Source organism: Pseudomonas sp. MPC6 (assembly GCF_006094435.1).
In the GTDB taxonomy this organism is placed as follows: domain Bacteria; phylum Pseudomonadota; class Gammaproteobacteria; order Pseudomonadales; family Pseudomonadaceae; genus Aquipseudomonas.
In genome coordinates, this window is record NZ_CP034783.1 from 6065763 (window position 1) to 6078220 (window position 12458).

A 12458-nucleotide genomic window follows, 5' to 3' on the forward strand; every position below is an offset into this window, starting at 1 on the left:
AAAATAGAACCCTGACGCACCGCCGCAGTCCACTGATCAAGCCCCGCAAAACGCGGGTCTTCCCCACACTCGGCAGCCCGTCCTGATGGCCAGCGAGACTGGACCCTCAGCTCAAGGAGATACACATGAAACGTTCTGTACTGTTAGGTCTGTTCGTTACTGCTTCCATGATGGCGTCCACCTCGTTTGCCGCTGAAGACCTCTGTGCGGTCAACTTGAAAACCATCGAAAATGCCAAGGCACAGATTTCTCCAGAGATGACTGACCAGGTGGCGGCCTCCGTCAAGAAAGCCCAAGCCGACCACGCATTGGGCACCAAGAAAGGCACTGAAGATTGCATCGCCGAGACTACTCAGACCATTCAGGATATTCAGAAGTCCAGTGACGGTGGCAAACAATAACCCAGCAAAATGCCAACCTTCGGGTTGGCCTTATGGGAATTGTTGGCTCTACCCAGATACGAAGCACACCAAAACCCGCCAATTTGCGGGTTTTGTTGCATCTGGGGGTTGGGTAATCCTCTATAGTGCCATTGCGCCTATCAAACAGCTTTTTCATAGCCCCTTTTTCAACAACCGAATTCCTGCGCAGCGCCGTAGTCTTTTAAGTAGGCCCCATCAATCGTGGCTGGTTTTCCGACCTCGGCCGAGCCCCCGCCCATACGGCAGCACCGAGACCATCAGCTCAAGGAGATCTCCATGAAACGTACCGCACTCGCTGGTCTGTTCATTTCTGCTGCAATGTTGGCCGCTCCCGTATTTGCTGCAGACAACAACCTGTGTACGAGCAAGCTGCAAGAGCTCAAAAGCAAAGTGAATTCACTGCCAGCGAACTCCAACAGCACCACAATGGAGATCAAGCGACTGATGTCCAGCGCCGAAGCGTCCCAAGCCGCCGGGGACGACAAAAAATGCGTCACCGAGGCCACCCAGGCATCGGCACTCGCCGACCAAGTGCGCAACCAGCCCACCCCATAATCTGCGGTGGCCAACCTTCGGGTTGGCCTTCTCGCGCGCGTTGGCGTACACTACGCAGGCTTGTTGCTCACCATGATTCACAGAGCAACAGGCTCGGGGCCGTTTAGGATTCGACGCCGGTTGCGAAACTTTAGGTGCATGCCGAGTTGGTAACAGAACTCGTAAATCCACTGTTGCAACTTTCTATAGTTGCCAATGACGAAACCTACGGGGAATACGCTCTCGCTGCGTAAGCAGCCTTAGCCCTTCCCTCCTGGTACCTTCGGGTCCAGCAATCATCAGGGGATGTCTGTAAACCCAAAGTGATTGTCATATAGAACAGAATCGCCGTGCAGTACGTTGTGGACGAAGCGGCTAAAACTTACACAACTCGCCCAATGCACCCTGCCCTTCGGGTCGCTGAGGGTTAACTTAATAGAAACGGCTACGCATGTAGTACCGACAGCGGAGTACTGGCGGACGGGGGTTCAAATCCCCCCGGCTCCACCACTTCATCATCTAAAGACGTCCACGGACGTCTTTTTTTGTGCCTGAAATCCAGCGAAATCAAGGGTTTCCAGCGCTTCTGGGGGCCAACGAGGTTTTTGGAGTTCCAGACAGTTTGGTATCCCAGGTGGTATCCCGGGCTACCCGGTGCTATTTTTAGGATACCAAAACGGTGCCCGAGGTAGCTCCCATGCCTACTCAAGCAAGCCGTCTCTCCGATCGCCAGCTCAAGGCGGTCAAGGCAACTGGTAAAGACTTCGTCCTTAGTGACGGCGACGGCCTACAGCTTCGAGTACGCGCCAGCGGCTCGATGATGTGGAATTTCAATTACCGCGAACCGTTGACCAGAAGCCGAATCAATATGGCACTCGGTCCATACCCCGACCTCTCGTTAGCCAACGCCCGGAAGAAAGCCGCAGAAGCGCGTGAGTTGCTCGCTCTGGGTATTGACCCCAAAGCTCAACGCGATGAGGTAAGGCAAGCCAAACTCGCTGAGACCGAGCACACCTTCGAGAAGGTGGCCACCGCCTGGTTCGAGCTAAAGAAGGACTCCGTGACGCCGGCATATGCCGAAGACATTTGGCGCTCGCTAACGCTGCATGTTTTTCCCGACTTGAAAACAACGCCTCTCTCGCAGATCAGCGCCCCGATGGTTATCAAGCTCCTTCGCCCCATCGAAGCCAAAGGCAGTCTCGAGACAGTGAAGCGACTGAGCCAACGGCTCAACGAGATCATGACCTATGGGGTAAACTCCGGGCTGATTTTCTCTAACCCCCTCAGTGGTATTCGAGCGGTATTCAAGAAGCCCAAGAAAGAGAACATGGCCGCGCTACGACCAGAAGAGCTTTCCGAGCTCATGATCGAAATCGCGAATGCCAGCATCAAGCGGATCACCCGCTGCCTGATCGAATGGCAACTGCACACCATGACCCGTCCTGCCGAAGCGGCTACCACCCGATGGGCAGATATCGACTTCGACAAACGCATCTGGACCATCCCGCCGGAGCGCATGAAAAAGCGTCGTCCGCATACCATCCCACTGACCGAACAGGCACTCGCGTTACTGGAGGCGCTCAAGCCCCACAGTGGTCACAGGGAATACGTGTTCCCGGCAGATAGAAATCCGCGCACCCACGCCAACAGTCAGACCGCCAACATGGCGTTGAAACGCATGGGCTTCCAGGACCGCTTGGTCAGCCATGGCATGCGCTCCATGGCCAGCACCATCCTGAACGAGCATGGCTGGGATCCGGAGCTGATCGAAGTCGCGCTGGCGCATGTCGACAAGGACGAAGTCCGAAGTGCTTACAACCGAGCGGACTACATCGAACGCCGGAGACCGATGATGGCTTGGTGGAGTGAGCACATCCAGAAAGCGGCCACTGGCAACCTGTCGGTATCTGCGATCAATCAAACCAGGGACCACAACGTCGTGCCGATACGGTGAGCGCTCACCGGACGCAGCCGGTAACCGAAAATGACTCCCCAGATGGAGTGATGGTTGATTTGGCGACACCGGCGACACCGGCGACAACCCGCGCAAAACCTGGCCTGCAGCATGGCGACAGAAGTGGCGACTGTCGCCGTTGCAAGCCTCACTCTTGGGGCTTTCTCGGCCAAGCCCACGCGAGCGGGAAGGCTCCGCATTCCCACTCGCATGGGCTCCACGTAATTGAATCTCACTTGACCACCTAATTGGATTGCCACTGACCAGTTGTTTGCATTCGCGCTGACCAGCCGTTTGCAGTTGATGGGTGTCAGCGGGTGCCACTCAGCGCGAGTGTGTCAGCCAAGCACTGAAGGACTGCAACCGACCGATTGTGTTGAAAAAGTCGGCCGTGTTTTCGAAAGCAGAAAAGTACCCGTCGGAGATTGAAATCCTGAATGTCCGCAGAGCCTTCTAGGTGTTGCCGCTGACCGAAAACTGACCCAGTAAAGGCTGTTCTGCCGAAGAAAACCCAGTGCGAGTGGTCGACGTTTCGTAGATGAACTCTCGGGTGCACTTGGGTTTGTAGGTGTTGATCCTGCTGCAACGGGGTGTCCGGCCTAACCTTCCCGCAATCTTGTTGAAGATCTATATCTACGGCTATCTCAATCGGATTCATTCCAGTCGCAGGCTTGAACGTGAGGCCGAGTGCAACGTCGAGTTGATGTGGCTGACGGGGCATTTGGCTCCTGATTTCCAAAGCATCGCCGACTTTCGCAAAGACAACGGCAAATCCATTCGCAGCGTCGCCGTCAGTTCAGGCAACTCTTCTACAATCCTGACGTGCCTAAAATCATCGAGCCAGAGGGCATGCGCTTGTATAATAATTGTGCCCACCGGTTCGCCGTGAATGCCACGGTATCAGCCATTTCTAATGGCGAACCGTCTGCCGCCGGGACGGATCTATCTAAAGAGCTACATCACTAGCAATATGACCTTTTCGGTTGTTAAATAGCGCCGAAAGGTAGCCATAAGCAAACATCCCCAGAATCAGTAGCTGGAGCCAAATCCCTGAACCCGGCTCGCCATTGGTTAGTAGATGAAAATTCACTGTCGTCATGAGCGTAAAACCAGCGATGCCGATAAGAGCAAGCAGTGGGCATACGGTAGTTTTGAAGCTAAAAGCTCTACGCTTGATAAAAAAGTAAAGAACCGCGCCGCTAGTCAAACTCATAAGAATAAGCATTGCATATGTACCAACACCACCAACTTGGGCGTACAGGACAGAGGGGTCGGCTTTGATAAAAATCGTGGTAGCAATCGCCCAGCCCACTGTGCATGTTAAACTAGCTACGTGAGGTGACATGTGCTTAGGATGGACTTGGCTAAATTTACGGTGGATCGCACCGTTTCGACTTAACGAATAGATGTAGCGGGCTAACGCATTGTGCAGCGAAAGCAAACAGGCTATCGCAGAAAGGATAAGTACACCTCGTGTGATGTCGACGCTAGTTTTGCCCATATAGGTAGCCATGGCATTCAGAAATAGGCTTGATGCATCTTTAGATGCGGCAGACATAACCTCCTCTGTCCCATACGCCGCAATCGTCATCCAAGCGCTAAAAGCGTAGAAAATACCGATAAATAGTACCGCAGCATAAGTAACGAAGGGAATCGTCTTTTTGGCGTTATGTACTTCATCTCGGTAGACAGCTGTCGATTCAAAGCCAATAAAAATGATAATTGAAAATAGGAAGGCCACAGTAAAGTCCCCATCAAATAGGTGGGTAGGCGAAAGCGGCGCCAAAGAAATATTGGTTACTCCTTGTGTGATAGGGACAATTAAATTAAACGCAAGGACCAATGCAATCTCTACGAACATGGTAATAGTTAGCACCTTTGCGGATAGGTCAATCCGGAGGTAGGATAATACACCGCTGGTTGCAAAGGCGAGTACGCTGCCTATATACCAAGGTATACCTGTAATGCCAAATACGTCAGAAAGAAAACTCGAAAGCACTGGGCCAATTAGGGCAATGGTACAGAAACCTAGCGTAAAATAAGCAAATATGGCGACGAACGCCGTACCTTGTCCTATATTGACCCCGCATGCATGGGTCACATAAGCATAGAAAGCTCCAGGCCTATAAACATATCCAGACATCGCTACAAAACCAATACTAAACATCAGCATTAAGACTGTAGCGGCAAGAATGAGAGCGGGGGCGCCGATTCCGCCGCCTTGGATTACAAATGGAATCAAGCTGGTTACCGAAGTTACCGGTGCGGCAAATGCCAGAACTGAGCAAAGCAGCTCCCAGCTCGACATCTTTCCTTTTAGCTGCTTAGTCTCAGGTGCGTATTGTTCACGCTCTGCCATTGCATTTATGGGCAGTCTGGTCCCGTCTGAAGTTGTCATTAGCATCACCATCGATTATGCACGAAAACTGGCAGCGTTGGTATGTGGAGTAAACCGCTTTAGAAGAATAGTTGTATAAGCGAACCATCATGCCGTCAGATGACTATCCGTGCTTTTGCTCTACGCCACATCAACCTTAGGGATGAGATGACTTACAAGATGACCTATCCAGCTAGCGCTGCCCATTTTCTATTGCCTACAGCCGTACAGGCGTTCAACTTCATTGCACACCGCTTAACAGTGCAATTGCCTTAGCTCTACTTTCAACTTGAAGTTTTTGAAATATGTGCAATACATGCGTTTTTGCCGTTGGCAACTCCATATCAAGCCGGGAAGCTATAGCTTTATTCGGCTCGCCCGCAACCATCAACTCGGCTACCGCCCTCTCTTTAGGTGTAAGCTTATATCGTAACTCCAGCTCACTATTTAAATTTAAGAGCCGGACTGCTGGCAGAATGGAAAAGGTATACTGTAGATAATTGTAGACCTCTCTAAGATATGGGGGATTCAATCTGTGCCCATCCTCTTGTTGAAGCAACGCAGCGGAAGCAACGGCTGTTCCGCCGGCCCAGAAAATTAAATCCATTTCCTCATGGATGTTATATTTATGAAGAAATGGCTGATATTCTTCTAGAAGATATTGATCGTGGGTTGTTTTGGCATTGGAAAGCGTTTCAAAACAGCTGGAGCTCTGAATTAATAATTCTGCACGGAGAGGATCTGCGCCGTGGTAGCGATCATAATACTCGGTGATCATGCGTTCGTCAGCACCAGCTTGCACATGTGGGGGCTTGGTTTTGTGATTTTCATACCAAGTAAAGACGACGGCGGTGCAGCCACTTGTGTTCTTTAGGAAAGAGACAGTTTTCTGAGCAAAATCATGACATCTTGTACCGAACTCTGCCTTCTGCATTCTAACACCTCAATATATTGCACGGTTTTGGGGCGCAGCGTAAGCGCTTGCCTTATTATGGAGCTTAATCGCTGCGTTATGTATTGCAGTCTTTAGCTTATGAAGGTAAGCACAACCCGTGCCATTCGATGAGTATTAATATTGCCTCCTCATCCTTTAGGTTGATGTATCACGTAACATGTTCACATAGGCTTATCAACAGCTTATGTGAAAATTCAAATATACGTCATTTTTAGAACTTCGGAGAAGTTATGTCTCTTATCCACCTCCCTGCAAACTGCTCCATTGATGAAGTAATAAACTGTTTAGATTCGGATGGGTATTGCATTATCGACAATGCCGTAAGCGATGAAATCGTAGATACAGTTAATGATCAAATCCAGCCGTATCTAGAACGCACACCCGAGGGAGAGAATAATGCTGTAGGCAAACTCACGCGTCGCTGCGGTGCCGTTCCTGGAAGATCAACAGCATCTCACGCGATGGTCATGCACCCCACCGTACTCGGCGCAACTAGGAAATTTTTGTGCAGAAACTCGTCTAACATCCAACTCAATCTCACACAGGTCATTTGCATAGATCCTGGACAGAAAGCGCAGTTTTTGCACCGAGATGAGGGCGCGTGGGACTGGTATGATCATTTTCCTGTGAACTTCCATATTGAAGTAAGTACAATCTGGGCGATGGACGATTTCACTGAGGAAAATGGCGCCACCCGGGTTATACCAGGTAGCCACAAGCATAATTTGCTTCCACTTAGTTTCACACAAGCCGACTCGCTTGCTGCCGAGATGAAGAAAGGCTCTGTATTGGTTTATACCGGTAAAACTATTCACGGGGGCGGAGAAAACAAATCCAAGGCAAGCCGCCGAGCGCTGAACATTGATTACTGCGTCGGCTGGGTTCGTCAAGAGGAGAACCAATATCTTTCAATCCCAATAGAGGTTGCTAAGACCTTTCCCGATGACCTTCAGCGATTAATTGGCTACGAAATGGGTGCGGCAAGTATGGGCTACGTTAGGGAGTTTGAGGATCCGCGTGTAGCGCTTTATCCTGAAGAACCATTTGATCAGAAATTCTTTATTGAACTTCTGGAAAAAAGCTCACATTTTTCTAACATTGCGAAAAGCGTATATAATTACGTTAAAAAATAAGCAGTCGTTAGTGACGGTAGCGCCGGTTAAATGTGGCATGGCAATAAGCTCGGGGGTATAAGTCCCCCATTTGAGCTCGACGGTAGCGAGCGCACGCAGATCCCCTGGAGATGGTTTCAATTCGGGGTATTGATGTGCTGAATTACACTTGGTTTTGGCGAAGAAATCTCGCGTTTCCGACCTCAATTCACCGAGCTAATGCGCGGGCCATCGGCCTCGACGTGCATGACATGGATGTCGGTGCTTGGTGCAATGTTGTAGCGTTGGATATTGACCTCTTCATTTTGATGCCACTTGGAAGCGGGTCGGAAGATCATTGTTGAACGGCTGGACGAAGCCGCACTTCCTCTACCGCTTTTCATTGGCTGCATCCTTACGCAGCCTTCCCATCGTGTACAAGGCACGGCGGTGTTTCTTACGGCCAGGGCCGAAGCCGTTCCGCATGCGCTGCTGCACAACCGGCTTCATAACCAGGTTTTGCAGGAGCAAGTGGTGTCGCTCACTCTGATGTCTGAAGACAGCCCTCGTGTCAGTGCTCACCGTCGGTTTGAGGTTGAAACGTATGGCGAAGGGTTCTTACGGGTCAGTCTGCACTTTGGCGTTATCGAGGAGTCCGATGTCCCCTTGGCGTTGAGTCTCTGCCCCTTGGCTGAACTGGACTTCGGTCCGATGCGCACGACCTACTTCCCTCAGTCGAGAAGCGGTGATCCCGACCAAGCGCGTCGGTATGGCCCGCTGGCGAGAAAGCCTGTTCGCCTTTTTACTCAAGAACGCCAACAGCGACCTGAAGTACTTCAATTTGCCGTTGAATCAGGTGATAGAACTGGGCACACAGGTCGAAATGTAAGGAACTGACAAGGCCGCACTGGTGGTCTTGTTTGTACGCAGAGCAAGAGGCATGAAGACCACTGTGATCAGCATCTGTTTCATCAGTTGATCCCGGCCATTATGAATGTCAACTCCTGGCCCGTTCTCCGCCGGTCGTCACTACGGCGTGTGCTGGTCAGGTCGAATGCAATTCGACTGGTCAGTGACAATGCAAATGGTCAAGTCCATGCAACTACGCAGGCTCACATTAAAAACCGACGAACGACCACCTGACCATGGAAAGCCACCGGATTCCAAGGTTTTCTAGCACTACCGATTGGCGCAAGAGTCGCCCCTAAAATACTGTTGACCGCGAGCAGAACGAGCGCTAAACCAGAACTGTACAAGCGCTGTCCTCGACAGCACCCAGGTAGCCAGAACCTTTGAGGCTACGCCACATTGTGGTGGTTCACCCCAAGTGCGATTAGCGTTCGGCGGCTCGCACGGTCACAGCCATGTGATGGATGCCACTTCTTCCAGAATGCCCACTGCGGCAACTCATGTCCCCTCCTGGCTGCTCTGCAGCAACTTATCGACTTGGCCATTTCTTGCGCCAACCTTTTGCCCGTCTCTTTGCCCCCTAAAGAGACGGGCGCTCGTACGGTTGCTGCAGCCCAACTCGTACAAGGCTTTTCGGCATTCCCCCTCGTGACAATCGGCGTGACAAACACCGAAGTCACCAGCAACAGCGATGCCGATGACGGTGCCGCAGCCCAAGGAATGGACTGCACCTGACTGACAGTCAGGCATGCCCCGGTCATCGCCTCACTGCCTTCACCCGACTCAGGATCTCGCCGCACCGGTCTCGTCAGCCAGTGCAGCCTCCACCCGCCCACTTCTTCGGAAGTGCTCAGGAGGCCAGATCATGAGATGCCCAAGCTCTCGGTCGTAAGGAGCCGTCAGTCCCGCGCTAGCGGACAACCCTCACAGGTCGCAGGGGCCTTGATCCCTGATAACACTCAACAACCGTGGCGGGATGAGTGAGGACGAAGTCGATAATCTCAGGAGAATAGCGATGCAACTGTGCGAAGCGTTCGAGCCACCACAACCCTTGCTGGAGTACCAGCAGGCACCACTGCCCTACCCGGTCGAAGCACTCGGGGATCTGTTGGGTCTTGCGGTCGAACGACTGGCCGAGGTGATCGGCGTGCCCTGCGCCATGGCTGCACAATCGGTGCTGGCCAGCGCTGCCCTGGTAAGCCAGGGTCATGCCAATGTTCAACTCGACGGTCGAACCTATCCGCTGTCCCTCTACCTACTGACGGTGGCGTCCTCGGGTGATCGCAAAAGTGCAGTGGATCAGCTCGCACTGAAAGCGGCGCGCGACTGGGAACGACAGCAGTGGGCCCTGTATGCGGAAAAGCTCAAAGCCTATCGCGCAGCCAGCAGCATCATGGCCAAACCCACAACCGCAAAGAGACACGCGGCGGCGGAAGGCAGCGAACTATCCGAGCCGGTACCGCCAAGGCTGATCATTGCCGAGCCCACCATTGAGGCCCTAATCAAAAGTCTGTGCCATGGCTTGCCCAGCATGGGCTTGTTCAATGATGAAGGCGGCCAGTTCTTGGGCAGTAGCACCATGGGCAAAGAGAATCTGCTCAAGGCAATCACCACCTTGTCGCTGCTGTGGGACGGCAGCCCGATCGACCGGGCCCGCTCCATGACCGGCGAAAGCCTACGGGCCTATGATCGCCGCCTCAGCCTGCATCTGATGCTGCAGCCCTACCTGGCCAACCAGCTGCTCAAAGACCCGGTGATCAATGGTCAAGGCATTCTGGGCCGTTGCCTGATCAGTTGGCCCGAGCGCCTGGCCGGCCAGCGACTCTACAAGGCGATCGACCTGACCCGGGATGCCCGAGTCCAGCGCTACCAACAAAGGATCACGGCCTTGCTGCAAAAGCCCTGGTCGCTTCACCAGGATGGCTCACTCAATCCAGCAACACTGGAGCTGACTGCCCGGGCCCGTCGTGCCTGGATTGATATTCACGACACCATCGAGTGCCAGTCCGGCGAGTTCGGCGAACTGGCCGGCGTCCAGCCGGTCGCGAGCAAGGCCGCGGCGAATGTACTGCGTATCGCGGGCGTGCTGGCCATGGTTGAAGAGGCCAGTGCGTTGGACGAAGCACACATCCAGCGCGCCTCCACGTTGATGGATTACTACCTGGCCGAGATACAGCGCTTGACCGAACAAGCGCCGGTCAATAGCCGACGCGAGGAAGCGGATCGGCTGCTGCGCTGGTTGGTGCAGAAAGGCTGGACCCACTTCACCGTCCGCGACGTCAATCGCAATGGTCCTCGTTTTGCCCGCAAGAGCGCTGACCATACCGCCTCTTTATTGGTCGAGCTGATCACGCATCGCTGGCTGAACAGCCGCGACGGAAAAACGTTCGAGGTCCGCCATGTTTCGCCTCAATGACGCGGTGCGCCGCTACCAGGCACAACATCAATTACAGCCAGAATCGCGGCGTGTCGCCACCGCTGTCGCCACCCTGTCGCCACGCGCCAGGCCAGCGACGACGCGGGTTGTCGCCACTGTCGCCGCTGTCGCCACATCACCCCTGGACCCTACCCACATCGCCCGACTGATCGAGCAATTGCGTGGGGAAGGAGCACTGCTGCAACACCATGAGAACACCCTCCTGGTCCGCCCGACACATTGGCAGCAGGTGGACAGGCTCAGCCCCCACTGGAAAGCCCTGCTGCTCTTTCTACAAACAAACGAAAACGGTGATGAAGATGGCTCTGATCGGTCGGCGTGAGGGTCGCAACTTTGGTTACGGCCGCCAGCTAAGCTACGCCGGCCCACAAGCGCTCAAGGATCTGTTTGCCGGCGGCCACTTCGCCACGGTCAAAGCGCATAGCGATCGCTGGCAAGCATTCGTGCGTTGGTGTCGGTCAGAGGACGGTCCGGGTTACAACGATGCACGCCAGATCGATCGACACACGCTGCACGACTACGCCGCGTATCTGCGCCAGCAGATCCAACAAGGTGAACTGGGCATCGCCACCGCGCAGAACCGCCTGAGCAGCGTCAACCGCACCCTCGCTGCGCTGCGCGGTGATCAGGACGTGAGGATCGCCAGTCCGAGCCAGGCGTTAGGACAGCAGCGCTCGAGCGTACGCACCCGCGCACCGGATGGCCAAGACCAACAACAGGTGCGGCGAGTACTCGAGGCGCTTGGCGAACAGCAACACGAGCGGGTGGCCGCGATTGTCCTGTTGGCCCGAACAACCGGTATGCGCTTGCGCGAAGCAATCCTGGCTGACCTGCCACGCTTGCACCGCGAAGCCGAACACTTAGGCCGCATCAACATCCAGGACGGCACCAAAGGCGGCCGTTCAGGGGCATCGGCGCCGCGATGGGTTGTGGCCAATGAAGCGGTGAAAGCGGCCCTGCAGTTGGCTCGTCAGGCGTCGCCGCCCCATAGCCGCAACTTGCTAGCCCGCGACGAAAGCTATGCCGCGTTCCTGCAACAGACCGTGCTCCCTGCCCGCGAAACGCTGCATGAACACGGGCTGAAGGGCTTTCATGAACTGCGCGCGGCCTACGCCTGTGAGCGCTACGAACAGCTCACGGGCCACGCCGCACCAGTCAATGGTGGCCACGGCTATCGCATTGACCGCGACCTGGATCGACAGGCGCGACAACAGATCAGCGCTGAACTCGGGCATAACCGGATTAATGTGGTGTCGGCCTACATTGGTGGTCGAGCGTGACCAAACCGTTCGATATGGCGCTGTTCCTGAGCGGCGTACTGACTGGGTCGAAGGTCACCCAGCAACGCCACCTCCGGCAAGCCCGAATCATGCAAGCGGCCATTCAACAACGCTGGCAGCGAGACAATCCCTGGACCTGGCAGCTCAAGCATGTGCGCTGGTTTCTTACTCAGCACCTGAAAAACCACTCCGACGCCACTCGGTATTACTATCGGCTAACCATCCTATTGATCTGGAAACGATTAGGGGATGACCGAGAAATGCTGGTCTAACTCTCGAATCATGGATACGCAACCGTCCAGGCGCACTTATCCGCCTTCATCTATCTCAGCATGAATATTCTCTTGCGGATAAACCTGCTCGAAAACACCACCGCAATGACAGAAAACGGCCGTTTCTGTTGAGAACAGTCGACTCGGCTTAAATATCCAGATGGGTAAGCGGTGGGGAGGCCTTTTCCGCACGCTGTTACGTCAAATCTGAGCCCAGAACCTTTTGC

General features: G+C 54.0%; 10 protein-coding genes, 1 other RNA gene and 2 pseudogenes. 11 read left to right on the top strand and 2 right to left on the bottom strand.

Features of this window, described 5'->3' with window-relative positions:
- Positions 1-125: 125 nt before the first annotated feature.
- The 5 genes and pseudogenes from ELQ88_RS30270 to ELQ88_RS30290 all read left to right on the top strand — a co-directional run.
- Positions 126-401, top strand: coding sequence for a hypothetical protein (locus tag ELQ88_RS30270; protein ID WP_128871902.1), 276 nt, complete (start codon positions 126-128; stop codon positions 399-401).
- Positions 402-698: 297 nt separating this feature from the next.
- Positions 699-977: a hypothetical protein gene (locus ELQ88_RS30275; RefSeq protein WP_128871901.1), complete on the top strand. Its 279-nt coding sequence runs from the start codon at positions 699-701 to the stop codon at positions 975-977.
- 95 nt (positions 978-1072) lie between these two features.
- Positions 1073-1466, top strand: a transfer-messenger RNA (tmRNA) gene (gene ssrA, locus ELQ88_RS30280).
- A gap of 187 nt (positions 1467-1653) precedes the next feature.
- Entirely contained in the window at positions 1654-2910 is a 1257-nt protein-coding gene (locus ELQ88_RS30285; protein ID WP_138969143.1) for an integrase domain-containing protein, read from the top strand.
- Positions 2911-3409: 499 nt separating this feature from the next.
- Positions 3410-3697, top strand: a pseudogene (locus ELQ88_RS30290) (transposase); the annotation flags it as partial.
- A gap of 159 nt (positions 3698-3856) precedes the next feature.
- Here ELQ88_RS30290 and ELQ88_RS30295 read toward each other — a convergent pair.
- Together ELQ88_RS30295 and ELQ88_RS30300 are read right to left on the bottom strand one after the other, a co-directional pair.
- Positions 3857-5308: an APC family permease gene (locus ELQ88_RS30295; protein WP_161599996.1), complete on the bottom strand. Its 1452-nt coding sequence runs from the start codon at positions 5306-5308 to the stop codon at positions 3857-3859.
- A 220-nt stretch (positions 5309-5528) separates the two neighbouring features.
- Complete coding sequence (locus tag ELQ88_RS30300; protein WP_064679816.1) at positions 5529-6221, bottom strand: helix-turn-helix transcriptional regulator; 693 nt, start codon at positions 6219-6221, stop codon at positions 5529-5531.
- A 251-nt stretch (positions 6222-6472) separates the two neighbouring features.
- Between ELQ88_RS30300 and ELQ88_RS30305 the strand changes: the two genes are divergently transcribed.
- From ELQ88_RS30305 to ELQ88_RS30335, 6 genes and pseudogenes are all read left to right on the top strand, one after another.
- Positions 6473-7375, top strand: coding sequence for a phytanoyl-CoA dioxygenase family protein (locus tag ELQ88_RS30305; RefSeq protein ID WP_138969145.1), 903 nt, complete (start codon positions 6473-6475; stop codon positions 7373-7375).
- A gap of 264 nt (positions 7376-7639) precedes the next feature.
- A pseudogene (locus ELQ88_RS30310) lies at positions 7640-8222 on the top strand (KUP/HAK/KT family potassium transporter); the annotation flags it as partial.
- 1035 nt (positions 8223-9257) lie between these two features.
- On the top strand, positions 9258-10658 hold the full coding sequence (locus ELQ88_RS30320) for a YfjI family protein (RefSeq protein WP_138969146.1): 1401 nt from the start codon (positions 9258-9260) through the stop codon (positions 10656-10658).
- On the top strand, positions 10642-11001 hold the full coding sequence (locus ELQ88_RS30325; RefSeq protein WP_138969147.1) for a hypothetical protein: 360 nt from the start codon (positions 10642-10644) through the stop codon (positions 10999-11001). Before ELQ88_RS30320 ends, ELQ88_RS30325 begins: the two co-directional genes overlap by 17 nt.
- A complete protein-coding gene (locus ELQ88_RS30330) occupies positions 10979-11959 on the top strand; it encodes an integrase domain-containing protein (RefSeq protein ID WP_138969600.1) in 981 nt (326 codons plus the stop codon). The genes ELQ88_RS30325 and ELQ88_RS30330 overlap by 23 nt, the downstream gene beginning before the upstream one ends.
- Entirely contained in the window at positions 11956-12231 is a 276-nt protein-coding gene (locus tag ELQ88_RS30335) for a hypothetical protein (protein WP_138969148.1), read from the top strand. Before ELQ88_RS30330 ends, ELQ88_RS30335 begins: the two co-directional genes overlap by 4 nt.
- The last annotated feature ends 227 nt before the right edge of the window (positions 12232-12458 follow it).